23 protein-coding genes are annotated in these 24,081 nt (G+C 72.8%); 19 read left to right on the top strand and 4 right to left on the bottom strand.

What is annotated here, in order from left to right:
• Positions 1 to 25: 25 nt before the first annotated feature.
• From mltG to ABIA32_RS23510, 16 genes are all read left to right on the top strand, one after another.
• Positions 26 to 1,678 (top strand): endolytic transglycosylase MltG, encoded by a 1,653-nt coding sequence (gene mltG, locus ABIA32_RS23585; RefSeq protein WP_370098882.1) that lies wholly within the window; start codon positions 26 to 28, stop codon positions 1,676 to 1,678.
• Entirely contained in the window at positions 1,675 to 2,511 is an 837-nt protein-coding gene (locus ABIA32_RS23580; protein WP_370098879.1) for a shikimate dehydrogenase, read from the top strand. The genes mltG and ABIA32_RS23580 overlap by 4 nt, the downstream gene beginning before the upstream one ends.
• A gap of 218 nt (positions 2,512 to 2,729) precedes the next feature.
• Entirely contained in the window at positions 2,730 to 3,914 is a 1,185-nt protein-coding gene (gene aroC, locus ABIA32_RS23575; protein WP_370098877.1) for a chorismate synthase, read from the top strand.
• The gene (locus ABIA32_RS23570; protein ID WP_370098874.1) at positions 3,911 to 4,426 is read left to right on the top strand and encodes a shikimate kinase; all 516 of its coding nucleotides are present in this window, start codon (positions 3,911 to 3,913) and stop codon (positions 4,424 to 4,426) included. Before aroC ends, ABIA32_RS23570 begins: the two co-directional genes overlap by 4 nt.
• On the top strand, positions 4,423 to 5,523 hold the full coding sequence (aroB, locus tag ABIA32_RS23565; protein WP_370098870.1) for a 3-dehydroquinate synthase: 1,101 nt from the start codon (positions 4,423 to 4,425) through the stop codon (positions 5,521 to 5,523). The genes ABIA32_RS23570 and aroB overlap by 4 nt, the downstream gene beginning before the upstream one ends.
• Positions 5,520 to 5,966 carry a type II 3-dehydroquinate dehydratase gene (gene aroQ / locus ABIA32_RS23560; protein ID WP_370098867.1) on the top strand — a complete coding sequence of 149 codons (447 nt, stop codon included), beginning with the start codon at positions 5,520 to 5,522 and terminating at the stop codon, positions 5,964 to 5,966. The genes aroB and aroQ overlap by 4 nt, the downstream gene beginning before the upstream one ends.
• 46 nt (positions 5,967 to 6,012) lie before the next feature.
• Positions 6,013 to 6,717: an AAA family ATPase gene (locus tag ABIA32_RS23555; RefSeq protein ID WP_370098865.1), complete on the top strand. Its 705-nt coding sequence runs from the start codon at positions 6,013 to 6,015 to the stop codon at positions 6,715 to 6,717.
• 191 nt (positions 6,718 to 6,908) lie between these two features.
• Positions 6,909 to 7,994, top strand: a complete 1,086-nt coding sequence (locus tag ABIA32_RS23550) for a M24 family metallopeptidase (RefSeq protein ID WP_370098862.1) — start codon at positions 6,909 to 6,911, stop codon at positions 7,992 to 7,994.
• Positions 7,995 to 8,062: 68 nt separating this feature from the next.
• Positions 8,063 to 8,629, top strand: a complete 567-nt coding sequence (gene efp, locus ABIA32_RS23545) for an elongation factor P (protein ID WP_370098859.1) — start codon at positions 8,063 to 8,065, stop codon at positions 8,627 to 8,629.
• 2 nt (positions 8,630 to 8,631) lie between these two features.
• Complete coding sequence (nusB, locus tag ABIA32_RS23540; protein ID WP_370098856.1) at positions 8,632 to 9,081, top strand: transcription antitermination factor NusB; 450 nt, start codon at positions 8,632 to 8,634, stop codon at positions 9,079 to 9,081.
• Positions 9,082 to 9,254: 173 nt separating this feature from the next.
• Positions 9,255 to 10,106, top strand: coding sequence for a hypothetical protein (locus ABIA32_RS23535; protein WP_370098854.1), 852 nt, complete (start codon positions 9,255 to 9,257; stop codon positions 10,104 to 10,106).
• Positions 10,107 to 10,328: 222 nt separating this feature from the next.
• Positions 10,329 to 11,447, top strand: a complete 1,119-nt coding sequence (locus tag ABIA32_RS23530; RefSeq protein WP_370099098.1) for an NAD(P)/FAD-dependent oxidoreductase — start codon at positions 10,329 to 10,331, stop codon at positions 11,445 to 11,447.
• A complete protein-coding gene (locus tag ABIA32_RS23525) occupies positions 11,444 to 11,755 on the top strand; it encodes a (2Fe-2S)-binding protein (protein ID WP_370098851.1) in 312 nt (103 codons plus the stop codon). The genes ABIA32_RS23530 and ABIA32_RS23525 overlap by 4 nt, the downstream gene beginning before the upstream one ends.
• Positions 11,739 to 13,148, top strand: a complete 1,410-nt coding sequence (locus tag ABIA32_RS23520; RefSeq protein WP_370098848.1) for an NAD(P)/FAD-dependent oxidoreductase — start codon at positions 11,739 to 11,741, stop codon at positions 13,146 to 13,148. The genes ABIA32_RS23525 and ABIA32_RS23520 overlap by 17 nt, the downstream gene beginning before the upstream one ends.
• On the top strand, positions 13,145 to 14,059 hold the full coding sequence (locus ABIA32_RS23515; RefSeq protein WP_370098846.1) for a dihydrodipicolinate synthase family protein: 915 nt from the start codon (positions 13,145 to 13,147) through the stop codon (positions 14,057 to 14,059). Before ABIA32_RS23520 ends, ABIA32_RS23515 begins: the two co-directional genes overlap by 4 nt.
• Before the next feature lie 145 nt (positions 14,060 to 14,204).
• Positions 14,205 to 15,206 carry a proline racemase family protein gene (locus tag ABIA32_RS23510; RefSeq protein ID WP_370098843.1) on the top strand — a complete coding sequence of 334 codons (1,002 nt, stop codon included), beginning with the start codon at positions 14,205 to 14,207 and terminating at the stop codon, positions 15,204 to 15,206.
• Positions 15,207 to 15,252: 46 nt separating this feature from the next.
• Here ABIA32_RS23510 and ABIA32_RS23505 read toward each other — a convergent pair whose 3' ends face one another.
• Positions 15,253 to 16,548: an alpha/beta fold hydrolase gene (locus ABIA32_RS23505; RefSeq protein WP_370098840.1), complete on the bottom strand. Its 1,296-nt coding sequence runs from the start codon at positions 16,546 to 16,548 to the stop codon at positions 15,253 to 15,255.
• A gap of 243 nt (positions 16,549 to 16,791) precedes the next feature.
• Between ABIA32_RS23505 and ABIA32_RS23500 the strand changes: the two genes are divergently transcribed.
• On the top strand, positions 16,792 to 17,466 hold the full coding sequence (locus ABIA32_RS23500; RefSeq protein WP_370099095.1) for a GntR family transcriptional regulator: 675 nt from the start codon (positions 16,792 to 16,794) through the stop codon (positions 17,464 to 17,466).
• A gap of 19 nt (positions 17,467 to 17,485) precedes the next feature.
• Here the strand turns inward: ABIA32_RS23500 and ABIA32_RS23495 are convergent, their stop codons facing one another.
• A complete protein-coding gene (locus tag ABIA32_RS23495; protein ID WP_370098837.1) occupies positions 17,486 to 18,097 on the bottom strand; it encodes a LysE/ArgO family amino acid transporter in 612 nt (203 codons plus the stop codon).
• Positions 18,098 to 18,164: 67 nt separating this feature from the next.
• Here ABIA32_RS23495 and ABIA32_RS23490 point away from each other — a divergent pair, with 67 nt between their 5' ends.
• Positions 18,165 to 19,061 carry a LysR family transcriptional regulator ArgP gene (locus ABIA32_RS23490; RefSeq protein ID WP_370098834.1) on the top strand — a complete coding sequence of 299 codons (897 nt, stop codon included), beginning with the start codon at positions 18,165 to 18,167 and terminating at the stop codon, positions 19,059 to 19,061.
• A 75-nt stretch (positions 19,062 to 19,136) separates the two neighbouring features.
• Here the strand turns inward: ABIA32_RS23490 and ABIA32_RS23485 are convergent, their stop codons facing one another.
• Together ABIA32_RS23485 and ABIA32_RS23480 are read right to left on the bottom strand one after the other, a co-directional pair.
• Entirely contained in the window at positions 19,137 to 20,573 is a 1,437-nt protein-coding gene (locus ABIA32_RS23485) for an MFS transporter (protein WP_370098831.1), read from the bottom strand.
• 114 nt (positions 20,574 to 20,687) lie between these two features.
• A complete protein-coding gene (locus tag ABIA32_RS23480; RefSeq protein ID WP_370098828.1) occupies positions 20,688 to 21,065 on the bottom strand; it encodes a nuclear transport factor 2 family protein in 378 nt (125 codons plus the stop codon).
• A 143-nt stretch (positions 21,066 to 21,208) separates the two neighbouring features.
• Between ABIA32_RS23480 and ABIA32_RS23475 the strand changes: the two genes are divergently transcribed.
• Positions 21,209 to 23,938 carry an AAA family ATPase gene (locus ABIA32_RS23475; protein ID WP_370098825.1) on the top strand — a complete coding sequence of 910 codons (2,730 nt, stop codon included), beginning with the start codon at positions 21,209 to 21,211 and terminating at the stop codon, positions 23,936 to 23,938.
• Positions 23,939 to 24,081 lie beyond the last annotated feature (143 nt).

Raw genomic sequence — 24,081 nt, 5'->3', positions numbered from 1 at the left:
TTCGTCGCTGAATCCGAGGGGATGCATGACCGACCAGGGCCGGGGCTACGGCTCCGAACCGTGGGGCCAGGCCGGCCCGTACGGAGAACAGGGCGGCTACCCGCCCCAGCAGCCGTACCCCTACGGGCAGCCACAGCAGCCCCAGCAGCCTTACGGGAACCCGCAGCAACCCCAGCCGTACGGGCAGCCGCAGCAACCCCAGCCGTACCCGCAGCAGCCGTACCCGTACGGGCAGCAGCCGCAGCAGCCGCAGCCCCAGCAGCCGGGGTGGCCGCAGGGCCCGTACGGGACGGGGCAGCAGCCGGTCTTCAACCCGCAGCAGCAGCCCCAGCAGCCCCAGCAGCCGCAGGCACGGCCCCAGCGGCCGCAGGGCCCGCCGCCGTCCGGCCCCGGCGCCGACGGCATCGACTGGGTCGCCGAGGCCGCGCGACTCGAGGCCGAGGCCCGAGGCGAGGCTCCGCCCGTCGAGGAGCACCACGTCCACGCGGACGAGGACGTCTACGTCGAGGAGCACGAGGACGGCGAGGAGTACCTCCCCTTCCTGTCGGACGAGGACGACAGCCGCAGCGGTCGCCGCAAGGACAAGCAGCAGGGCCGCACCGAGCGCAAGCGCAGCGGCGTCGCCTGCCTCGGCCTGTCGATGATGCTGATCGCCTTCTTGGGCGGTGGCGGCTACTTCGGCTACCAGTACTACGAAAGCCACTTCGGCCCGCCGCCGGACTATGCCGGTGCCGGGACGAGCGACGTCCAGGTGCAGATCCCGGACGGCGCCGACGGCTGGAAGATGGCCAACACGCTCAAGGCCGCCGGCGTGATCGAGAGCGCCCAGGCCTTCGTCAACGCCTACAACGGTGACAAGAGCTCGCAGAACATCCAGCCCGGCTACTACACGCTGAAGCTGCAGATGTCGGCTGCCCTGGCGCTGAAGTCGCTGATCGACCAGGCGGGCGGGAGTTCCGTCACGATCCCCGAGGGCAAGACCGCCAAGCAGATCTACGCGCTGGTCGACGGCAAGCTCAACCTCAAGGCCGGCACGACGGCTCAGGCCGCGCAGGACCACGCTGCCCAGCTCGGCCTGCCGGCGGAGGCCAAGAACAACCCTGAGGGCTTCCTCTGGCCGACCCGCTACTCGATCGCCAAGGGCATGAAGCCGCTCGACCTGCTCCAGGCGATGGTCACCATGGCCAAGTCCAAGATCGACAGCCTGCAGCTGGACGCCGGGGCGAAGGGCGTCAAGCTCGCGAACGGCTACGAGGTGCTGACCGAGGCGAGCATCCTCCAGGCCGAAGGCAACAACACGTCCGACTTCGGCAAGATCGCGCGGGTGCTCTACAACCGCCTCAACAGCAACGTCACCTACGGCATGCTGGAAGTCGACACGACGCTGCAGTACCACCTGGGCAGCAAGACCTTCACCAACGCCCAGTTGGCCAGCCCCGAGGGCGGCTTCAACACGTACAAGGTGAAGGGCCTGCCCCCGACGCCCATCAGCAACCCGGGCGAGGCCGCGATCCAGGCGGTGCTGAACCCGACCCCGGGCGACTGGGCCTTCTTCGTCGCCGTCGACACCAACGACACCCGCTTCTCCGCCACGTGGAGCACGTTCCTCGACGACGTCCAGGTCTACTGCGCCAAGCACGGCCAGAAGGTCAACCGGACATCGGGACAGTGCCAGTGAGGCGCGCGGCGGTCCTGGGATCCCCGATCACTCACTCGCTCTCGCCGGCCCTGCACCGCGCCGCGTTCGCGGCGCTGGGGCTGGCGGAGGAGTGGCGCTACGACCGGTTCGAGGTCGACGAGGCGGCGCTGCCCCGGTTCCTCCGGGAACTGGACGTCGAGGGCGAGGGGTGGGCGGGCCTCTCGCTCACCATGCCGCTGAAGCGGGCGGTCATCCCGCTGCTCGACGAGGTCTCGCCGGTGGCGCTCGGCGTGGACGCGGTCAACACGGTCGTCTTCCACGCCGACGGTCGCCGGACCGGGGACAATACGGACGTCCCCGGCCTGGTCGCGGCGCTGCGCGAGCGCGGCGTCGAGCGGGTCCGCAGTGCGGCGGTGCTGGGCGCGGGCGCGACGGCGTCCTCCGCGCTGGCCGCGCTGGCGCGGGTCTGCGACGGTCCGGTGCTGGCGTTCGTGCGCGGGCCCGAGCGGGCGGCGCAGATGCGGGAGGTGGGGAACCGGCTGGGCGTCGACGTGGTCCCCGAGGAGTGGGACCGCGCGGCGGAGGCCTTCGGCGCGGAGCTGGTCATCTCCACGACGCCGGTCGGCGCGACGGACTTCCTCGCGGACGCGGTCCCGGAGCAGCCGGGCACGCTCTTCGATGTCCTCTACCACCCGTGGCCGACGGCGCTTGCTTCCGCGTGGCAGAAGCGGGACGGGGTGGTGCTGGGCGGCTTGGACCTGCTGGTGCACCAGGCGGTCCTGCAGAGCCGTTTGTTCACGGGGCTGCCAGACGCGGACGTTGTCGCGGCCATGCGCTCCGCGGGCGAGGCGGCACTTTCACAGCCTGGGTAAGTGGCAACACCTCCAGGGGCGCGAGGAACTGCGCGAGCAACCGCCCTGTGCGGATGGCCCTGCGCGCTCGGTGCTCTACCTACATGGGTGGCTTGTCGCGCAGTTCCTCGCGCCCCCGAGGTGGCTGATCACTTCTTGGACGGATTCTGTCCTCCGCGCTCCGTCATGGGAGGATCGCGGTAGGCAACCGTTCGTCCGGGATCTGAAGGAGCAAACCCTTGGGAACGCTGCGCTGGCTGACGGCAGGGGAGTCGCACGGCCCCGCACTCGTCGCGACGCTGGAGGGTCTGCCCGCCGGTGTGCCCGTCACCACCGAGATGGTCGCGGACGCGCTCGCCCGCCGTCGGCTCGGCTACGGCCGTGGCGCGCGGATGAAGTTCGAGCAGGACGTCGTCACCTTCCTCGGCGGTGTCCGCCACGGGCTGACGATGGGCTCGCCGGTCGCGGTCATGGTCGGCAACACCGAGTGGCCCAAGTGGGAGCAGGTCATGTCGGCCGACCCGGTCGACGCGGAGATCCTCGCCGGGCTCGCCCGCAACGAGCCGTTGACCCGGCCCCGTCCGGGCCACGCCGACCTGGCCGGGATGCAGAAGTACTCCCTCGACGAGGCCCGCCCGATCCTGGAGCGCGCCAGCGCCCGCGAGACCGCCGCCCGCGTCGCACTCGGCACCGTCGCCCGTTCCTACCTCAAGGAGACCTGCGGCATCGAGCTGGTCTCGCACGTCGTGGAGCTCGGCGCGGCCAAGGCGCCGGCCGGTGTCCTGCCCGTCCCGGCGGACGAGGCGCGGCTGGACGAGGACCCGGTGCGCTGCCTGGACGCGGACGCGTCCAAGCGGATGGTCGCCGAGATCGACCAGGCCCACAAGGACGGCGACACCCTCGGCGGCGTAGTCGAGGTCCTCGCCTACGGCGTCCCCGTCGGCCTCGGCTCCCACGTGCACTGGGACCGCCGTCTGGACGCCCGGCTCGCCGCCGCGCTGATGGGCATTCAGGCGATCAAGGGCGTCGAGGTCGGGGACGGCTTCGAGCTGGCCCGGATCCCCGGCTCGCAGGCGCACGACGAGATCGTCCCGACCGCCGAGGGCGTGCGCCGCACCTCCGGTCGCTCCGGCGGCACCGAGGGCGGGCTGTCCACCGGTGAGCTGCTGCGGGTCCGCGCCGCGATGAAGCCGATCGCGACCGTGCCGCGCGCGCTGGCCACGATCGACACCCGCACCGGCGAGGTCGCCAAGGCGCACCACCAGCGCTCGGACGTCTGCGCCGTCCCGGCCGCCGGGATCGTCGCCGAGGCGATGGTCGCGCTGGTGCTGGCCGACGCGGTCGCGGAGAAGTTCGGCGGCGACAACGTCTCCGAGACCCGCCGCAACGTTCAGGGGTACCTCGACCACCTGGTCGTGAAGTGACCGCACCTCTGGTGATCCTGGTCGGGCCGCCCGGCGCGGGCAAGAGCTCCGTCGGGCAGCTGCTCGCCGAGCGCCTGGGCGTCGCCTTCAGGGACACGGACGCCGACATCGTCGAGTCGGCGGGCAAGCCGATCGCGGACATCTTCGTCGACGAGGGCGAGCCGCACTTCCGCGCGCTGGAGGCGGCGGCCGTCAAGGCGGCCGTCGCCGAGCACACGGGCGTGCTCGCGCTCGGCGGTGGGGCCGTCATGCGCGAGGAGACCGAGGCGCTGCTGAGCGGCCTGCCGGTGGTCTTCCTCGACGTGGTGCTCGCCGACGCCGTCAAGCGGGTCGGCCTGGACGCGCCGCGCCCGCTGCTGATCGGCAACCCCCGCGCCCGCTGGCGCGAACTGATGGAACAGCGCCGCCCGGTCTACACGCGCATCGCGCGGGCCGTGGTGAGCACGGCCGAGTCGACGCCGGACCAGGTGGCCGACGCGGTCATGGACGCACTGGAGCTGAGCAAGGCATGAGCGAGCAGCAGCAGGACATCACCCGCATTCGCGTCGGCGCGAGCGGCGGCAGCGACGCCTACGACGTGCTGGTCGGGCACCAGCTGCTGGGCGAGCTGCCGAGCTTGATCGGCAACGCCGCGCAGCGCGTCGCGGTGATCCACCCCGAGGCGCTGGCCGCGACCGGCGAGGCGATCCGCGACGACCTGGCCGCGCAGGGCTACGAGGCCATCGCGCTGCAGGTGCCCAACGCGGAGGAGGCCAAGAGCGCCGAGGTCGCCGCGTACTGCTGGTCCGTGCTGGGCCAGACCGGCTTCACCCGCACCGACGTGATCGTCGGCATCGGCGGCGGCGCGACCACCGACCTGGCCGGCTTCGTCGCGGCGACCTGGCTGCGCGGCGTGCGCTGGGTCTCCATGCCGACGACGCTGCTGGGCATGGTCGACGCGGCGGTCGGCGGCAAGACCGGCATCAACATCGCCGAGGGCAAGAACCTGGTCGGTGCCTTCCACCCGCCGGTCGGCGTGCTGGCGGACCTGGACACGTTGGAGACGGTGCCGCGCCACGACTACGTGAGCGGGCTGGCCGAGGTCATCAAGACCGGCTTCATCGCCGATCCGGTCATCCTGGATCTGGTCGAGGCCGACCCGGAGGGCGCGAAGACCCCCGCAGGGCCGCACACGGCCGAGCTGATCGAGCGCTCGATCAAGGTCAAGGCGGAGGTCGTCTCCGGCGACCTGCGCGAGGCCGGGCTGCGCGAGATCCTCAACTACGGCCACACGCTCGCCCACGCGATCGAGCGCAACGAGCGCTACAAGTGGCGCCACGGCGCGGCCGTCAGCGTCGGAATGGTCTTCGCGGCGGAGCTGGGCCGGCTGGCCGGCCGCCTGGACGACGAGACCGCGGACCGGCACAAGGCCGTCCTCGCCTCCGTCGGCCTCCCGCTGACCTACCGGGCGGACGCCTGGCCGAAGCTGCTGGAGGCGATGAAGCTCGACAAGAAGTCGCGGGCCGACCGGCTGCGCTTCATCGTGCTCGACGGCCTCGGCAAGCCGACCGTGCTGGAGGCCCCGGACCCGTCGCTGCTCGTCGCCGCGTACGCGGAGGTGGGCGTGTGAGCGCGCAGGAACCGCAGCGGGTGCTGGTGCTGAACGGCCCGAACCTGGGCCGCCTCGGCTCGCGCGAGCCCGACGTCTACGGCTCGACGTCGTACGCGGGCCTGGTGGAGCGCTGCACGAAGCTCGGCGCGGAGCTGGGCTTCGCGGTCGAGGTGCGGGAGACCAACGACGAGGGCGAGATGATCCGCTGGCTGCACGAGGCGGCCGACGGCAAGCTGCCCGTCGTGATCAACCCCGGCGCGTTCACGCACTACTCCTACGGCATGCGCGACGCCGCGTCGCAGCGGACGGCCCCGCTCATCGAGGTGCACATCTCCAACCCGCACGCGCGGGAGGAGTTCCGGCACACCTCGGTCATCTCGGCGGTGGCGACGGGGACGATCGCCGGCTTCGGAATCGGCTCCTACGAGCTGGCGCTGCGGGCTCTGGCCGAGCAGCGGTAACCCTCGGTACGGGCGGGACGGTATTCTCCGTCGCGGAGGTGACCGGATGTCAGAGAGCCAGGGGTACTACTCCGGCAGCCTGCCCCCGCCGCCGGCCTCCGGCCCGCCCAGGGCGACGCTGGGGCTCCGCGCGGTGCCGGAATCGGCAGTCCCCGGCGAGCCGACGGGACACTTCGTCGTGCCGCACTCGCCGGTGCCGTCGGGTGGACCGCTGGCGGTGCTGCTGATCGGTCCGGCGGGCGCGGGCAAGACGTCGGTGGCCCGCTACTGGGCCGAACGGCGGCCCACGACGACGGCGCACATCAGTCTGGACGACGTGCGGGAATGGGTCCGCGCCGGTTTCGCCAACCCGCAGGCGGGCTGGAACGACCAGGCCGAAGCGCAGTATCGCCTCGCGCGGCGGACCTGCGGCTTCGCGGCGCGGAACTATCTGGCGAACGGGATCTCCTGCGTGATCGACGACGCGGTCTTCCCCGACCGCCCTGCGGTGGGGCTGGGCGGCTGGAAACGCCACATCGGCCCTGAGGTCATCCCGGTGATCCTGCTTCCCGGCCTCGACGTCGTCCTCTCCCGCAACGCCCGCCGCAGCGGGCATCGCCGTCTCCCGGACGACCAGGTGGCGGAGATCCACAGCCGCATGTCCGGCTGGTACGGCGCGGGTCTCCCGATCATCGACAACTCCCGCTTGGACGTCCCGTCGACGGCGGCCGCGCTGGATGGAGTGCTCCGGCAGATAGTTGCACTTCGCTAGGGGCGCGGGGAACCGGGCGAGAAACCACCCTGAGCGGATGGCCCTGCGCGTTCGGTGCACTACCGGAGTGGCTGGCTTGTCGCGCAGTTCCTCGCGCCCCTGGTGGTGCAACTGGATCACTTGCCCAACATGATCGTCTGCCCAGAGTGTCCCAGCGCGCGGGGGGAGCGGGGCGAGCCTAGCCTCGGATCATGGGTGACGTGTTTCAGGAGAGGCGTGAGCGCCTGCGCGAACGTTGCAGCGCCGCTGGGGTCGACGCCGCGTTGGTGACCGCGGCGGCGAACGTGCGGTGGCTGACCGGGGCGGCCGGCGCGGACGCGCTCCTGCTCGGGCGCGACCGCGCCCTCGTCGCCGTCGCGCATCCCGCGCGGGACCGCGACGACGCGCTGGACGAGCTGCTGGTGCCGCCGGGGACGGACCCCGCCGTGGCCGTCGTGGCCGCCGCCGCGGTCGGCGTGCTGGGGGTGGAGGAGCACGACCTCACCGTCGCCCGCCACCGCGCCGTCGCCGACGCGGCGCGCTGCGAGCTGCACGACCTGCACCACGCAGTGGAACAGCTGCGGGTGGTCAAGGACGAGCAGGAGCTCGCCTGCCTGCGGATCGCGGGCGAGATCGCGGACCAGGCCCTCGGCGAACTGCTGGAGTCGATCCTGGTCGGCCGAAGCGAGCGCCACCTCGCCATGGAGCTCGAGCGCCGCATGATCGACCACGGCGCCGACGGCCCCGCCTTCCCCGTCCGCGTCGGCACCGGGGACCACTCCGGCCGGGCCCGGCACCTGCCCGGCGACCGGCGGGTCGAGGAGGGCGATTTCCTCACCGTCTCCCTCGGCGCCTGCTACCGCGGCTACCGCGCCTCCGCCGCCCGGACCTTCGTTGTCGGCCTCGCGCCGCAGGAGTGGCAGATCGAGCTGCACGCCCTCGTCTTCGCCGCGCAGCGCGCCGCGCGCGAGGCGCTGGTGCTGGGCGGGTCGCTGGACGACTGCGCGCGGGCCGCGCGCCGCGTGCTGGAGGCGGGCGGGCAGCACGAACTGCTGCCCGAAGGGGTGGGCCACGGCGTCGGATTGGACGTCGAGGAGGAGCCCCGGGCAGGGTCGTTGGAATTGTGGCCCGGGGAGTTCGGTAAGCTTGAGAACCGTGTGCCGGTCACTGTCGGACTGGGAGTAGCGCTCCCGGGTCGCGGCGGGGTCCGGATCGAGGACACGCTCGTGGTCCGCCCTCCCGAGGATGGAGGGCCCGAGCTGCTCACCATTACGACCAAGGAGCTCCTCGCCCTGTGATTCCCGCAGGACACGTGACTTGGTTCCTTGACAAGCTGACAAAGCGAAATCCAGAAGTTAGGGCGACTGTGGCTTCCACCAACGACCTCAAGAACGGCATGGTGCTCAAGCTCGACAACGACCAGCTGTGGTCCGTCGTCGAGTTCCAGCACGTGAAGCCCGGCAAGGGCCCGGCCTTCGTGCGCACCAAGCTCAAGCACGTGCTGTCCGGCAAGGTCGTCGACAAGACCTTCAACGCCGGCGTGAAGGTCGAGACGGCCAACGTCGACAAGCGCACGATGCAGTTCTCCTACAAGGACGGCGAGCAGTTCGTGTTCATGGACATGGACACCTACGAGCAGACGCACGTCGACCCGGCGGTTGTCGGCGACGCCGCCAAGTTCCTGCTGGAGGGCTTCGACGCCCTCGTCGCGGTCCACGACGGAGCCCCGCTCTACGTCGAGCTCCCGGCCGCCGTCGAGCTCGTCGTCGAGTACACCGAGCCCGGCCTGCAGGGCGACCGCTCCACCGGTGGCACCAAGCCCGCGCGCCTGGAGACCGGCGCCGAGGTCGGCGTCCCGCTCTTCATCAACCAGGGCGAGAAGATCAAGGTCGACACCCGCACGGGCGACTACCTCGGCCGGGTGAACTCCTAACCGTGGCCACCGCGCGTAACAAGGCCCGCACCCGGGCCTTCCAGATCCTCTTCGAGGCCGACCACCGGGGTGTCATGCCCAAGCTGGTCCTTGCCGAGTGGGTGGCGCGCGCGCACACCCGCGAAGAGGGCGTGCCGCAGGTCAACGAGTACACGATGCAGCTCGTCGAGGGCTACGGCCGCTACGCGGCCCGGATCGACGACCTGATCTCCACCTACGCGGTGGGCTGGACGCTCGACCGGATGCCGATCGTGGACCGCAACGTCCTGCGGCTCGGCGCGTACGAGCTGATCTGGGAGGACAGCGTCCCGGACCCGGTGGTCCTGGACGAGTTCGTCGAGATCGCGAAGGACTTCTCCACCGAGGAGTCGCCCAACTTCGTCAACGGGCTGCTGGCCCGGCTGATGGAGCTGAAGCCCTCACTGCGCGCTCGCGAGGCCGAGCGGGACTGAGGCACGGTACAGACGCAGGCGCCTCTTTGCTTCCTTCCGGAAGCGGTGGGGCGCTTTCGTTGCTCACGCTGAGTCACGTGCAGTGACAGTCCTGTTACACAGCGTGCGCTTGAGGGCCGTGCGGGCGGGGAGGACGAGGAGCAGTGATCCACTGCTCAGCCCCGGAGGCTCCCATGGCCAAGCACGCTCGTCCCCGCAGCCCCCGTCCGGTCAGCTGCCTGCCCGCGCGGGTCGTCACCCCGCGGACCGGGCGCTGCACGCAGCGTCCGAAGGTCCCCACCATGCTGGGCGTGGTCACGAATCGCTCCGACTTCGAGCGCTTGCGCCGCGACGGCGCCACGAGCTACGCGGCCTACGGGGACTACCTGGCCGACGTCGAGTCGCTGCTGGCCGGCCTGGGCCGGGACGGGGTGGAGGTGTGCGGGCGGGCGTTCTCGCCCGAGGACTTCGACGCGTACTGCGAGCGGGAGGGGATCTCTCCTGACGACGGCGACAGCCACCTCGCCTACACGGCGGACCCGGCGGCCGAGGAGGAGTGGGTCCGCTGGGACGGCGAGCCGGTGCCCGAGTTCCTGCTCCGCGTCGAGCGCGCCCATGAGCGCGGGCGGGTCCGGCGGCAGCTGGACCGGATGCTGTGCGAGACCGCCGAGGCGGCGCTGACCGGTGTCTTCCCCGAGCCGCTGCTGCGGGTCGCCTACGCCAGGGGCGCGGAGGCCCTGCGCGACTTCCTGCTCACGGCCGACGAGGGGGCGTTCACGGCGGTGTGCGGGCTCTTCGATCCGGAGGAGCCGGTGACGGCCTGGGCCGATCTGCGGCTGGAGGCCGGGGGAGTGCTGCGGATCGAAGAGGAGGATCTGGACCTGCTCTGCGAGGTGCTCTGCGTCGGGCACGCGCTGAACCTGCCGGGGGTGGTCACCCTGTCGGGTGTGTGCGAACGGCGCGGCGAGGTGGGCTGGGAGTGGGCCTTCGACGGTGAGGGCTACCGTCATGTGCACCAGCGGGTGGATCAGCAGGTGGCCGAGTAGATCCGCGCGGGGTGGTGCCGCGCCGCGCCCGTCCTGCCGGACCATGCTCGCCCGGAAGGGCTACGGCTCGGCCGCCCGGCCGCCCCGATCGATCGGACGCGAGTGCCGAGGTGGTCGCGGGAACACCCGGTCACCAGGCCATTGCCTCCCAATAATGCTGTGTGACATAGTACTGCCGTGGCAAGGACCCCTCACTTCGACGTTGTCGTCATCGGTGCCGGCATGATCGGCGCAGCATGCGCGCACGCCCTCGCGGGCAGCGGCGCGCGGGTCGCCGTCGTCGATCGGGGGCCGGTCGTCGGGGGGACGACCGGAGCCGGAGAGGGGAACCTGCTCGTCTCGGACAAGCAGCCGGGCCCCGAGCTGGAACTGGCCCTCGCGAGCGGACGGCTCTGGCGGCGACTCGCCGACGAGCTCGGCGCGCAGGCGCTGGAGTTCGAGCCGAAGGGCGGCCTGGTCGTCGCCAAGGATCTCCAGGCACTGGACGCACTCCAGCGCCTGGCCGCGCGTCAGAGGGAGGCCGGGGTCGAGGCCGTGGCCGTCCCCGCCGACGCCCTGCACGAGCTGGAACCCCACCTCGCGCCGGACTTCGCCGGCGGCGTCCACTATCCGCAGGACGCCCAGGTCCAACCCGCCCTCGCGGCAGCGACCCTGCTGCGAGCGGCGCGGGCCACCGGCCGCGTCGAGCTGTTCACCCGCACCGCCGTCACCGGGCTCGCCAAGGGCAGGGTCGAGACCGACACGCAGGGGACGCTGCACTGCGCCGCCGTGGTCAACGCCGCAGGAACCTGGGGTGGGGAGGTGGCCGCGCTGGCGGGGGCGGCGCTGCCGATCCTGCCGCGCCGGGGCTTCGTCCTGGTGACCGAGCCGCTGCCGCCGCTGGTGCGGCACAAGCTCTACGCCGCCGACTACGTCGCGGACGTTGCCAGCGGCTCGGCCGACCTGCAGAGTTCGGGTGTGGTCGAGGGAACGGCCGCCGGGCCGGTGCTGATCGGGGCGAGCCGCGAGCGGGTCGGCTTCGACCGCAGCCTGTCCGTGCCGGTGCTGGCGCGCCTCGCCGCGCAGGCGACCGAACTGATCCCGGCCCTGGCCGGGGTCCGGGTGATCCGCGCGTATCGGGGCTTCCGCCCCTACCTGCCGGATCATCTCCCGGCCATCGGCAGAGACCCGGAACAGCCCTGGCTGCTGCAGGCCTGCGGCCACGAGGGCGCGGGCATCGGCCTGGCCCCGGCGACGGGCCTGCTGATCGCCCAACTCGTCCAGGGGGAACGCACTTTCATGGACCCGACCCCCTTCGATCCCGCCCGATTCCGCGACGTCCACCCCGAGGAGCAGTCGTGAGGCGCAATCCGCTCGACCTGGTCCGGGCCCGGCCCGAGCCGGGCTTCGAGTTCAGCTTCGACGGCGAGCCCGTCCCCGCCCTCCCCGGTCAGACCCTCGCCGCCGCTCTCTGGCAGGCCGACCGGCTCGCCTGGCGGACCACCCGCAAGGGCGGCCGGCCGCGAGGGGCCTTCTGCGGCATGGGCGCCTGCTTCGACTGCCTGATCGAGCTCGACGGCGTCCCCAACGTCCGCGCCTGCCTGGCCCCGGCCCGCCCGGACGCGCAGGTCCGCGGCCAGCGAGGGGACGGCCATGCCGACCTCGACTGAGCCCGTCGCTTTCGATCTCGCCGTCATCGGCGCCGGGCCGGCCGGCTTGGCGGGCGCGGTGGCAGCGGCCGAGCGCGGACTGCGCGTCGCACTGCTGGACAGCGCGCCGCGACCCGGCGGCCAGTTCTACCGCCAGCCCGCCGCCGAGCTGGCGGCTGAGCGCCCGCAGGCGCTGCACCACGGCTGGGCCGCGTTCGCGCGACTGGTACGGCGACTCGGGCCGGTCGAGCATCTGGCCGAGCACCACGTCTGGTCCGTAACAGCCGAGCCCGAGCGTGGCTGGCGGGTGCACGCGCTGACCGGGCCCGACCAGCGGCAGGCGCGCGCGCTGACCGCACATCAGGTGCTCTTCGCGACCGGCGCGCACGAGCGACAGCTGCCGTTCCCCGGCTGGACGCTGCCCGGCGTCGTCGCGGCCGGTGGCGCGCAGGCGATGCTCAAGGCGGGCCTGGTGCTGCCCGGCCGCCGGACCGTCGTCGCGGGCAGCGGCCCGCTGCTGCTCGCGGTTGCCGCCTCGCTGGTCAAGGCCGGTGGTCGGGTGCCGCTGGTGGTCGAGGCCGCCGGCTATCTCGGCTACGCCGGAGGCGCGCGGGTTCTGGCAGCCAACCCGGGCAAGCTGCTCGAAGGCGCCCAGCACGGCGCGCTGCTGCTGCGCCACTGCGTGCTGCTGCGCCCGCGCACGGCCGTCGTCGCCGCACACGGCGACGAGCGGGTCGAGGCCGTCACCCTCGCCCGGCTCGACGCCGACTGGCGGCCGCTGCCCGGTACCGAACGGCGCGTCGCCTGCGACTCGGTCGCGATCGGCCACGGGCTGGTGCCGCAGCTGGAGCTGCCGCTCGAACTCGGCTGCAGGACCGTGCGGATGCCCGACGGCAGCCCGGCGCTCGACGTCGACGACCGGCAGCGGACCAGCGTCCCCGGCCTCTGGGCAGCGGGGGAGAGCACCGGCGTCGGCGGTGTGCAGCTCGCCCTGGCCGAGGGCGAGCTGGCGGGCCGGGCGATCGCGGGTGAGACCGCGTCGCCGCGCGCGCTGCTGCGCACCCGCGCACGGCTGCGTGCCTTCGCGGAGCTGATGTCCGCCCAGCACGCCCCGGGCCCCGGCTGGGACGCGTGGCTGGACGACGCGACCGAGGTCTGCCGCTGCGAGGAGGTGACCGCCGCGGAGATCCGCGAGGCCGTCACCGAGCTCGGTGCGGGCGACCAGCGGACCGTCAAGCTGCTGACCCGCGCCGGCATGGGCTGGTGCCAGGCCCGCATGTGCGGCCCGGCCGTCTCCCGCCTCTGCGGGGCCGCCGACGACGGCGCCCCGACCAGACCCCTCGCCTCCCCCGTTCCGCTCGGCTTGCTGGCCGGGTCCGACGTCGAACCGTTCTCACAAGGAGCTCCCCGATGACCGCCGCCGTCCCCACCCCTGACCGCCAGGCTCCCTGGCACGGCATCATGGTCGCCACCGCACTGCCGTTCCACGAGAACGGTTCGGTCGACTACGACAGTTACGCGCGGCACGTCCGCTTCCTGATCGACAACGGCTGCGACGGTGTCGTCCCCAACGGTTCGCTGGGCGAGTACCAGACGCTGACGGAGGAGGAGCGCGCCCAGGTCGTGCGGGTCGCGGTCGAGGCCGCGGGCGACGGCAGCCGGGTCATGGCCGGTACGGCCGCGTACGGCAGCGCGGAGTCGCGCCGCTGGGCCGAGCAGGCGGCGGAGGCCGGGGCCGGCTCGGTCCTCCAGCTCCCCCCGAACGCGTACCGCGCGGACCGTGACGCGGTACTGGCGCACTACGCGGAGGTCGCGAAGGCGGGCCTGCCGGTGGTGGCCTACAACAACCCGCACGACACGCGGGTGGACCTGCTGCCGCCGCTGCTCGCGGAGCTGCATGCCGCAGGCAGCATCGTCGCGGTGAAGGAGTTCAGCGGCGACGTCCGGCGCGCGTACGAGATCGCGGAGCTGGCCCCCGGCCTGGACCTGCTGATCGGCGCGGACGACGTCCTGCTGGAGCTGGCGCTGGCCGGCGCGGTCGGCTGGATCGCCGGCTACCCCAACGCGCTCCCGCGCGCGTGCGCGGAGCTGTACCGCGCGGCGGTGGCGGGCGACGTCGCGACAGCGGTCCCGCGCTACCGCGCGTTGCACCCGCTGCTGCGCTGGGACTCGAAGACGGAGTTCGTCCAGGCCATCAAGCTCTCCATGGACCTCGCGGGCTTGAACGGCGGCCCCTGCCGAGCGCCTCGCGGCGCGCTGACGGGTACCACGCTGGCTGCGGTGACCTCCGCGACGGAAAAGGTCCTTGCCGAGGGACTTCGGTAAGTATTCAGGGGCGCGGGGAACTGCGCGAGAAACCACCCTGTGCGGATGGCCCTGCGCGTTCGGCCTGCTACGTGGGCGGGTGGCTTGTCGCGCAGTTCCCCGCGCCCCTGGTAGTGCAACTCATTCATCGTTGTCAGGGGGACGTATGAAAACCCGTCACATCTACCACGCCGTCGACTCGCACACCGAAGGCATGCCCACGCGGGTCATCACCGGAGGTGTCGGCGTCATCCCCGGTGCCACCATGGCCGAGCGCCGGGTCCACTTCATCGAGCACCTGGACGACCTGCGCACGCTGCTGATGTACGAACCCCGCGGCCACGCCGCGATGAGCGGAGCGATCCTGCAGCCGCCCACGCGGCCCGACGCCGACTACGGCGTGCTCTTCATCGAGGTCTCGGGACTCCTCCCGATGTGCGGGCACGGGACCATCGGGGTGGCGACCGTGCTCGTGGAGACCGGCATGGTGCCGGTCGTCGAACCCGTCACGACCGTGCGGCTGGACACGCCCGCCGGACTGGTCAGCGTCGACGTCGCCGTCGAGGACGGCTCGGCGACCGCCGTGACGCTGCGGAACGTGCCCGCGTTCGCCGAGCGGCTGGACGCCAAGATCGAGGTGCCCGGCTTCGGCGAGATCCGTTACGACCTCGCCTTCGGCGGCAACTACTACGCCTTCGTGGAGCTGGATGACTACCGCCTCCCGTTCGACCGCGCCGCCAAGGAGGAGATCATCCGCGCCGGGCTGGCCACGATGGCGGCCATCAACGGCGCCCACGAGCCCGTCCACCCCGAGGACGACCGGATCCACGGCGTGCACCACGTCTACTTCGCCGCGCCCGGCTCGGACGCCACGTACTCGCGTCACGCGATGGCGATCCATCCGGGCTGGTTCGACCGCTCGCCCTGCGGGACGGGCACCTCTGCGCGGATGGCGCAGCTGCACGCACGCGGTGAGCTCGCGCTCGGCGCGGACTTCCGCAACGAGTCGTTCATCGGGACGCAGTTCATCGGGCGGCTGGTCGAGGAGACCACCGTCGCCGGGCGGCCGGCCGTCGTGCCGACGGTGACCGGGCGGGCCTGGATCACCGGGACAGCGCAGTACTTCCTCGACCCGACCGATCCCTTCCCGAAGGGGTTCCTGCTGTGAAGCCCACGGACAGCATCGACTGCGTCAACTACCGCAGCGTTGTGCTTCACACCCGACCTGCGACCATGTCCATCAGTCGGCCGACTACCCGTTCACCGTCCGCGCGGACCCCGTCGTGCTCCCACTCGTTGGTCACCCACGCCTGGACCGAGCCGACCTCCGCCGCCGCACGCAGCGAGATCTGGGCGTCCACGTACATGTCGTCGTAGTAGACCGCCGCCGCGACCGGAACCTGATTGGCCGCCAGGCGGGCCGGGTCGTAGAGGGCGGGCCAGTCGGACTTCGCCGCCAGCAGGTGGGCGGCCTCGGCGAAGGGGCGCAGGGTGCGGACGTCCTCGAACATCCACGGGAAGATCATCTCCCCGGTCAGCAGCAGCGGGTCCGCGTCCTCCGCGAACTCCGGCAGTGCGTCCGTCACCCGCTGCGCCGCCCAGGCGGTCGGCGCGCCGCCCTGGCCGTAGATGGATTCGTGCAGCACGGCGAAGAGCGGATTGCCGACGAAACCCGAGAGCTGCCCGAACTCGCTCAGGAACAGGTCCGTCGGCGCGCCCGAGGCGTCCACCGCGTCGTCGAGCAGCCAGTGCAACTGTTCGAAGCCGGTGCCCATACCCAGTCCGTAGCCGAGCCAGCGGAGCCGACGGACGGTGAGCAGGTCGCCGTCGGGCAGGAGTGCCGGCTCCTTCGCGAGGCGCTCGGCCAGGCGGCGCAGGGTTTCCTGGTCGCCGGGGTAGCGGGCGTAGAAGGCGGCGTTCTTCGCCGCGACGCGGGGCGCGGTGGCACGGTAGACGTCCTCCGCGCTCGCGTCCAGACCGGCCAGGCCGCCGGTGACGTAGCAGGCGCGCAGCGCCTCGGGCGCGCGGGAGAGGTACGTGAGCGTCAGGAACCCGCCGTAGCTCTGGCCGAGCGTCTCCCACGGACGGCCGCCGGTCAGGCGCTCCCTGATCAGCTCGGCGTCCGCGACGATCGAGTCGGCGCGAAAGAGGCTCAGGTGGTGGGCGAGCGCCTCGGCGTCACGGAACTCGGCCGCGCTGCGGGCGGTGACCGGGGTGCTGCGGCCGGTGCCGCGCTGGTCCAGCAGCAGCACCCGGTGGGTGCGCAGCGCGCGGCGGAGCCAGCTGGGGTTTCCGGCGGTGGGACGCGGGGACTTTCCCCCGGGACCGCCCTGGAGGTAGAGCAGCCAGGGCAGGTCCTGCCCGGCGAGCGCCGGGTCGGCGACCTCGCGGGCGAAGACCTCGATCGTGCCACCGCGCACCGGATCGCTGTGGTCCAGCGGCACGGTGAAGACGTGGTCGGTGACGGCGAGGCCGGGGAGTCGGTAGGAGTGGGTGCGCTGGCTGGTCATGGCCACGAGTATCGCTCAGTTCTGTTCGAGTTCCGGGAAGTGGCAGGCCGCCAACCGGCCGCGGCCGCTGGCAACTGTGTGGCAATGCTGGGCGTCCGTCAAGTGTCATGTATGAAGTGTGACATTGCAGTGATCGGCTACGCCGGACTACTGTGCACAGCTACTTCGACTGTGCCGGGTGATGGTGCAGGATGATGTTGCACAAGTCTTCTGGTGAGAGGTACGACGGTGACTTCGGAGTCCATCGAGAGCCCGGCGGGCGCTCTCAACCTGCCCTCGGTCCAGGAGCGACGCAGCCTTCGCGAGCAGGTGACCCATGCGCTCCGCGCGGCCCTGGTGGCCGGCGAACTGCGCCCGGGGATCGTCTACTCCGCGCCGGTGCTGGCCGCCGAGTTCGGCGTCTCGGCCACGCCCGTGCGCGAGGCGATGCTGGACCTGGCCAAGGAGGGCCTGGTCGAGGTCGTCCGCAACAAGGGCTTCCGGATAGTCGGCCTGACCGACCAGGACCTCGACGACTTCACCGAGATCCGCGAGCTGATCGAGATCCCGGCCACCGTGCGGGTCGCCGAGACCGCCGCGCCCGAGCAGTTGGAGCCGCTGCGCGCCCACGCGCGTGCGATCGTGAAGGCCGCCCGGAAGGGCGACCTGATCGCCTACGTCGAGGCCGATCGCCAGTTCCACCTCGGCCTGCTGGCGCTGCACGGCAATCGCCACCTGGTCGACACGGTTCGCGAACTGCGCAGCCGCTCCCGGCTCTACGGCCTGCAGACCCTTGTCGCGGCCGGCCGCCTGGTCGAGTCGGCCGAGGAGCACGAGCGGCTGCTCGACGTGATGATCGCGGGCGACCTCGACGCGGTCGAGCAGCTCATCGGCGAGCACCTAGGCCACGTCCGCCGGCTCTGGGCCCAGGGCGGCTGAAGGCTCGACCCCCGACGGTTCAGGTTCCCAGGGCGAGGGTCGTGCCCACCAGCAGCATGGTGGCCGCCACCAGTCCGTCCAGCAGGCGCCAGGACGAGGCGCGCCGGAAGAAGCCGGCCAGCAGCCTGGCGCCGAAGCCGAGCGAGGCGAACCAGCAGATGCTGGCGAACGCCGCCCCGAGCGCGAACTCCCAGCGCAGCGAGCCGTGCGTGGCCGCGACGGCGCCGAGCAGGAGCACGGTGTCGAGGTAGACGTGCGGGTTCAGCCAGGTCATCGCCAGACAGGCCAACACCGCGCGACGGCCGGAGCGGACCGTGGGGCCGGAGCTCGAAAGGCTGGACGCGCGAAAGGCGCGTCGCGCCGCGAGCAGGCCGTAGCAGAGCAGGAAGGCCGCGCCCACCAGCCGGACCGCGGTGAGCGCGCCGGGCCAGGCCGTCACCAGCACGCCGAGACCGCCCGCGCCGCAGGCGATCAGCACGGCGTCCGACGCCGCACAGATCGCGACCACCGGCAGCACCGCTTCGCGGCGGATGCCCTGGCGCAGCACGAAGGCGTTCTGCGCGCCGATGGCGATGATGAGCGAAAGGCCGGTGCCGAATCCGGCGGCAGCGGCGGTGAGCGCGTTTCCCATGCTGATCACCGTAGGCAACGGAGTCGCCCTGAGGCCAGCTAAGGATTCTTAACTATCATTAGCTGCTGTGATGACCGAACTGCCGCACGACCTCGTCCGCACCCTGCTCGCCGTGGTCGACGAGGGCACCTTCGACGCGGCCGCCGCCGCCCTGCACGTCACGCCCTCCGCGGTCAGCCAGCGCGTCAAGGCGCTGGAGCAGCGCACCGGGCGCGTGCTGCTGATGCGGACCAAGCCGGTCAGGCCGACCGAATCCGGTCAGGTCGTAGTGCGCTTCGCCCGGCAGCTGGCCCGACTGGAGGGCGACGCCAGGGACGCTCTCGGCATGGACGACGCGGGCGGGGGCCCGGCCAGGCTCTCGATCGCGGTCAACGCCGACTCCCTCGCGACCTGGTTCGTCCCCGCGCTCGCCGGCCTGGCACAGGACGCCCGCCTCTACGTCGAGCTGCGCCGCGAGGACGAGGCCCATACGACGGCGCTGCTGCGGGAGGGCGAGGTGATGGCGGCGGTCACCTCCTCGCCGGACCCGGTCGCGGGCTGCTCCGTGCGCAGACTCGGCAGCATGCGCTACCTGCCGTGCGCTGCACCGGAGTTCGCGGCACGCTGGCTGGTCGGGGATCCGGCCGGGCGGCTGCCCGAGGCGCCCGTGGTCATCTTCGACCGCAGGGACGACCTGCAGGACGCCTTCGCGCGCGAGCTGACCGGCGGGCGGAACGCGAGCCCGCTGCGCCACTACGTCCCCTCCAGCGAGGGCTTCGTCGACGCGGTGACGGCCGGTCTCGGCTGGGGCCTGGTGCCGGGCAGCCAGGCCGAGCCCAGGCTGCGGTCCGGCGGGCTGGTCGCGTTCACGCCGGGGCGGACGGTGGAGGTTCCGCTCTACTGGCAGCAGTGGCGACTCGACTCGCCCGCGCTGGCCACCGTCGCCGAGGCGGTCGCGGCCGCGGCGGCGCGGGCGCTGGACTGACCCGGGGGTGCGCATGCCGATGCGGCCCCTCTGGTGTCCAGGGAGGCCGCATCGGTCCGGTCGTTGGGGAGGGCGTCAACGCCGCCGGGGGAGGAGCTGCATCAGGCCGGCCAGCGCCAGCTCCAGTACCGCGAGCACCAGCACGCCGAGCTCGAAGGCGTGGGCGTAACCGCCGCTCAGCGCACCGTAGAAGACGATCCCGAGGACCGCGACGCCGATCGCGCTGCCGACCTGCTGGAAGGTGGTCAGCACCCCGGAGGCCGCGCCGACCAGCTGCGGGGTGACCCGGGTCAGGACCGCACCGGTCAGTGGTGCGATGACCAGGCCCATGGCCACCCCGTCGACGGCCAGCCCCGGCACCAGCCAGAGCACCCGGACCGTGCCCGTCGCGTCACCGATCAGCTGGGCGCCGCCCCACAGCAGTCCGAGGCCGAGGGCCATCGTCAGCGCGCCGAGCGCCACCGCCTGGTGGCCCAGCCGGGCCGCGACCAGATGGGCCCGCATCGAGCTGGCGAAGTAGCCGAGGCCCAGGGCGGTGAAGACCACGCCGGAGGCGAGCGCGTCCAGGCCGCGGCCGAACTGCAGGTAGAGGGCGAGGATCAGGAAGAACGAGGCCTGACCGGCCCAGAAGACCAGTTGCGCCGCCATCGCGGTGCCGAGGGCCCGGCCGCGGAACAGCTCCGGGTGGACCAGCGGCGCGCCGTCGTTCGCCGCGAGCCGGCGCTGGTGGGCGGCGAACCCGGTGAACAGCACGGCGGACGCGGCCAGCGACAGCCAGGTCCACAGCGGCCAGCCGGCCTCACGGCCCTGGATCAGCGGCAGGGCGAGGGTGACCAGCGCGGCGGTGATCAGGGCGACGCCGAGGTTGTCCAGCTGCGGACGCTGCGGGGCGCGGGATTCGGGCACGCAGCGGCGGACCAGGGCCACGGTCACCAGGCCGACCGGAATGTTGATCAGGAAGCAGGCGCGCCAGTCGGTCCCGAACAGGTCGGCCTTGATCAGGAGCCCGCCGACCAGCTGTCCCAGCACTGCGCCCAGGCCCATGGTCATGGCGTAGAGCGCGATCGCCTTGGCCTGCGCCGCGCCGTCGAAGGCGGTGCGGATGATGGCCAGCACCTGCGGTCCCATCAGCGCGGCGGCCAGCCCCTGGGCGACCCGGGCGCCGATCAGGAAACCGACGTCTGGGGCCAGCCCGCAGGCCGCCGAGGCGAGTGTGAAGAGGGCCAGGCCGAGGGCGAAGAGCTTGCGGCGTCCGACGATGTCGCCGATCCGCCCGGCGGTGATCAGTCCGGCGGCGAGGGCGAGGGAGTAGCCCGCCATGATCCACTGGATCGCCCCGGCGGAGGCGCCCAGGTGGCGCTGCATCGAGGGGATCGCGACGTTGACGATGAAGAAGTCGAGCGCGGACATGAACGTGGCGGTCAGGACCACGGGAAGCAGGCCCTTCGGGGCCTTCGGTGCGGCGGCGGTGGTGTGTGCGTCCCGATCGACCGGGACGTTCATCGTGGTCATGTCACTGCTCCAGTGAATGGTGCCGGGACTGCGGGGATCTGTGGACGTGGGGGCCGCGCGGGACTGTGGGAGCAGCCCCGCGCGGGGCTCTCGGGTTCGGTCGGGCCCTCGGGCTCAGACCGAGGGGACCTTGTCGAGGAAGCCGAGGACCTGGGCGATCCGGCCGTCGGCGTCGGCGACCAGGACGTCGAAGCCGATCACCAGCGCCTCGCCGCCCGCCGGGCCCAGCTCCCAGGTGAAGCGGGCGATGTCGTGGTGGGCGTCGACCGGCCCGCCGAGGCGGAAGACCAGGCCGGGGAACTGGGTCTGCACCGCGCCGAGGGTGGCGTCGATCGCGTCCCGGCCCTCGGCCGCGACCAGCGGGTCGGTGTAGCTGCCGTCCTCGGCCCAGGTCTCGTCGACCAGCTTGCGGCGGGCGGCCGGGTCGGTCTCGTTCCAGGCGGCGATGTAGCGCTCGGCGAGGTCCTGGAGGGTGGTGGCGGTGATGTTCATGATCGGCTCCGTGTCCGTCCGGTTCTGCTCGGTTTCTGTCTCCCTGCAGGTCAATAAGCTACGGAGCACGGAAAGTCGGGGAATCAGTCGCGCTTAGGTACTTTCTGCACGGAGTTGTCAGTGCCTGTAGGTAGGGTGCTGACATGCTGTACGGACGGGGGGCCGAACAGGCCGCGATCGACGAGTTGCTGCAGGCTGCGGGCGAGCAGCGCAGCGGCGCGCTGGTGCTGCGCGGCGAGCCGGGCATCGGCAAGACGGCGCTGCTCGGCCACGCCGTGGCGCGCGCGGGTGAACGTGGGCTCTCGGTGCTGCGCGCCGCCGGGGTCGAGGCGGAGTCGGATCTCCCGTTCGCCGCACTCCAGTTGCTGCTCGCGCCCGCGCTCGGCGGGCTGTCCGCCCTGCCCGCGCCGCAGCGGCAGGCGCTGGAGCGTGCCTTCGGGCTGGCCGAGCCGGACGCGGCCGGCCCTGCGGGCAGCAGGCTGCTGGTCGGGCTCGGCGTGCTCGGGCTCCTGGCCGAGCTGGCCGAATCCGGTCCGGTCCTGTGCGTGGTGGACGACGTGCAGTGGTGCGACGCGGCCTCCGTCGAGGCCTTGCTGCTGGCCGCGCGCCGGCTGGGTGCCGAGGGCGTCGCGCTGCTGCTGGCCGCCCGGGAGGGCGAGGGGACGCCGCCTGTGCCGGGCCTGCCCGAGCTGCGGCTCGGCGGTCTGGACGACAGTTCGGCCGCCGCGCTGCTGGAGCAACAGGCAGCCGGGGCCGACACCTTGACGAAGCGTCAACTGCTTGAGCTGGCGCACGGCAACCCGCTCGCCCTGCTCGAACTCCACGCGGCCGAGCAGAGCGGCAGCGATCCACTGCCGCTGGCCGGTCGGCTCCAGCTCGCCTACCACGGCCAGCTCAGCCGGCTTCCTGCGGCGACGCAGACGCTGCTGCTGGTCGCCGCGGCGGAGGAGACCGGCGAGCTGCCCGTCGTGCTGACAGCCGCCGCACGGCTCGGCGCGTCCGCCGCCGATCTGCAGCCGGCCGAGGAAGCGGCCCTGGTGGCCGTCGACGCCGGCGGGCGGCTGGCCTTCCGGCATCCGCTGCTCCGCTCGGCCACGCTGAGCCGCGCGCCGCTCGCGCAGCGCCTCGCCGTACACGCGGCGCTGGCCGAGTCGCTCACCGGGCGGGACGTCTCCGAGGGGAACGCGCCGGTCCGCCGCGCCTGGCATCTCGCGCAGGCGGCCGCCGGCCCGGACGAGGAGACCGCCGCCGCCCTCGAACGCGCCGCCGAACTCGCAGCCCGCCGCGGCGGCCACGCGGGCGCCGCGGCCGCGTACGAGCGCGCCGCCCGGCTCAGTCCCGATCCAGGGCAGGTCACGCGCCGCCTGGTCCAGGCGGCGGAGGCCGCGACGGAGGCGGGGGAGCTCGAGTACGCCGAGTCGCTGGCCCAAAGGGCGATGGTGCGCAAACCCGAGGACCCGGTGATGCTGGCGCACCTGACGTTCATTCAGGGCCTGGCCCAGTTCTGGCGCGGCGCGCCCGAGCCCGCCCACCGCCTGATGCTCGACACGGCCGCGCTCGTCGCCGACGCCTACCCCGGCCCGGCCGCGCGCGTGCTGCTCCAGGCCGTCGACGTTGCTCGCTGCCTCGACGAGGCAGCGCTGACCGAGACGCGGGAGCGCCTGGCGGCGTTGGCGATACCGCCGGGGGACGGCCTCGCGCCGGTCGTCGCCTACCTGCTGTTCGCGCTGGGACGCACGCCGGAGGGTGCGGTCCCCACGCTGGCCGGCACCCTCGCGGCGGCGCGGGCGGGCGGCGCGGTCGTGCCCGTCGACCTGGTGCAGGCCTGTGGCGCGGCGCTGACGGCCGGATTCGACGAGGAGGCTCTCGCGGTCACCGAGGAGGTCGCCATGGAGGCGCGCGCCTCCGGCGTGCTCGCGGTGCTGCCGCCGCTGCTGATCGCGCTGGCGGAGAGCGAGCTCTTCCAGGGCCGCCCGGCCCAGGCCCGGGCCCACGCCGAGGAGGCGCTGGCCCTGGCGGCCGACATCCAGCAGGTCCAGTGGGCCACGTCGCTGCACAGCCTGCTCGGCTACCTCGCCGCCCAGCGCGGCGAGGAGGACGCCTGCCACGCCGCGCTCCGCGCGGCCGACGCGGAGGCGCGCGGCAGCGCGTCCGCGCAGGCGGGAGCGCCCTGGCGACAGTGGGCCGAGGGCCTGCTCGACCTCGGCCAGGGCCGGGCGGAGGAGGCGCTCAAGACCCTGGACGCGCTGGTCCGCGGCCCGGACCGGGCCCACGTCCTCGCGCTGCGCGCGGTCCCCGACGCGGTGGAGGCGGCGGTCAGGCTCCGTCAGGGCGCGTCGCTGGCGGAGCCGCTGGAGCGCTTCGAGCGCTGGGCCGCGCGCTCGCAGCGCGAGTGGGCCCGCGCGCTGGTGCTGCGCTGCCACGCGCTGCTCGCCTCGGACGACGCGGCCGAACAGCTCTACCTCGACGCCCTGGCCCTCCACGCGGGCGCAGGCCGCCCCTGGGAGGAGGCCCGCACGGCGCTCCTCTACGGCGAGTGGCTCCGCCGCGCGCGCCGCAAGGCGGAAGCCCGCACCCCGCTCCGCGCCGCGGCCCGCGCGTTCGACGCGCTCGGCGCGACCCCCTGGGCGGACCGCGCCCGCGCGGAGCTGGACGCGACGGGCGCGGGCGCGTCGGAGCCGCGGGAGGCTGGCCCGCTCACGGGGCTGACGCCCCAGGAGACACAGATCGTCAGGTTGGCGGCCTCGGGCATGTCGAACCGCGACATTGCTGCGCAGCTCTTCTTGAGCGCGCGGACGGTCGGCTACCACCTCTACAAGGCGTACCCGAAGCTCGGAGTGGCCTCCCGGGGCGAGCTTGCAGCATTGATTTAGTTGCACTACCCAAGGGGCGCGGGGCTCTGCTTGATTCACTGCGTGCGCGACAAGCCACCCTGCGAGGTAGAGCCCCGATCGCGCAGGGCCATCCGCACAGGGTGGCTTGTGGCGCACGCAGTGAATCAAGCAGAGCCTCGCGC

It is taken from the genome of Streptacidiphilus sp. MAP12-20, assembly GCF_041262525.1.
Lineage (GTDB): Bacteria > Actinomycetota > Actinomycetes > Streptomycetales > Streptomycetaceae > Streptacidiphilus.
Note: the sequence above shows the minus strand (reverse complement) of the source record. Positions and strands in the feature narration are given on the sequence as shown.

Coding starts and splice junctions, on each gene's coding strand:
- mltG (WP_370098882.1), top strand. CDS start 26: ATGACCGACCAGGGCCGGGGCTACGGCTCCGAACCGTGGGGCCAGGCC.
- ABIA32_RS23510 (WP_370098843.1), top strand. CDS start 14,205: ATGAAAACCCGTCACATCTACCACGCCGTCGACTCGCACACCGAAGGC.
- ABIA32_RS23475 (WP_370098825.1), top strand. CDS start 21,209: ATGCTGTACGGACGGGGGGCCGAACAGGCCGCGATCGACGAGTTGCTG.
- ABIA32_RS23550 (WP_370098862.1), top strand. CDS start 6,909: ATGGGTGACGTGTTTCAGGAGAGGCGTGAGCGCCTGCGCGAACGTTGC.
- ABIA32_RS23505 (WP_370098840.1), bottom strand. CDS start 16,548: ATGACCAGCCAGCGCACCCACTCCTACCGACTCCCCGGCCTCGCCGTC.
- aroB (WP_370098870.1), top strand. CDS start 4,423: ATGAGCGAGCAGCAGCAGGACATCACCCGCATTCGCGTCGGCGCGAGC.
- ABIA32_RS23515 (WP_370098846.1), top strand. CDS start 13,145: ATGACCGCCGCCGTCCCCACCCCTGACCGCCAGGCTCCCTGGCACGGC.
- ABIA32_RS23480 (WP_370098828.1), bottom strand. CDS start 21,065: ATGAACATCACCGCCACCACCCTCCAGGACCTCGCCGAGCGCTACATC.
- ABIA32_RS23555 (WP_370098865.1), top strand. CDS start 6,013: ATGTCAGAGAGCCAGGGGTACTACTCCGGCAGCCTGCCCCCGCCGCCG.
- ABIA32_RS23535 (WP_370098854.1), top strand. CDS start 9,255: ATGGCCAAGCACGCTCGTCCCCGCAGCCCCCGTCCGGTCAGCTGCCTG.
- ABIA32_RS23495 (WP_370098837.1), bottom strand. CDS start 18,097: ATGGGAAACGCGCTCACCGCCGCTGCCGCCGGATTCGGCACCGGCCTT.
- ABIA32_RS23530 (WP_370099098.1), top strand. CDS start 10,329: ATGATCGGCGCAGCATGCGCGCACGCCCTCGCGGGCAGCGGCGCGCGG.
- ABIA32_RS23520 (WP_370098848.1), top strand. CDS start 11,739: ATGCCGACCTCGACTGAGCCCGTCGCTTTCGATCTCGCCGTCATCGGC.
- ABIA32_RS23485 (WP_370098831.1), bottom strand. CDS start 20,573: ATGACCACGATGAACGTCCCGGTCGATCGGGACGCACACACCACCGCC.